The sequence below is a fragment of the Elizabethkingia argenteiflava genome (assembly GCF_009904105.1).
Taxonomy (GTDB): domain Bacteria; phylum Bacteroidota; class Bacteroidia; order Flavobacteriales; family Weeksellaceae; genus Elizabethkingia; species Elizabethkingia argenteiflava.
This window is the reverse complement of record NZ_JAAABJ010000013.1, coordinates 1-242: the sequence shown is the minus strand read 5'-3', so window position 1 is coordinate 242 and position 242 is coordinate 1. Positions and strand designations below refer to the sequence as shown.

Annotated in this window: 1 pseudogene; it reads left to right on the top strand. The window is 34.7% G+C overall.

The features are described 5' to 3' along the window. Nucleotides 1–242: pseudogene (locus GNY06_RS00065) on the top strand (IS3-like element ISLbl2 family transposase); the annotation flags it as partial.

Genomic DNA, 242 nt, shown 5'->3' with positions numbered 1-242 from the left:
TAAAAGTATAGGACTGGCAATGAGAAGAAAATATAAAAAGAGACTTCCTAAAAGAGAAAAGAAGCCACTAGTGACCCCCTCAAAATTTACTCAATCATGGAGTATAGACTTTACTAGTGATGTCATGGAGAATGGTCGTAAATTCAGAAGTTTCAATGTAATTGACGACTATAACAGAGAAGTACTTTTTATTGAAGTCGATTACAGCTTAAAAAGTAGCCGAGTTGTTTGGGTGCTTAATC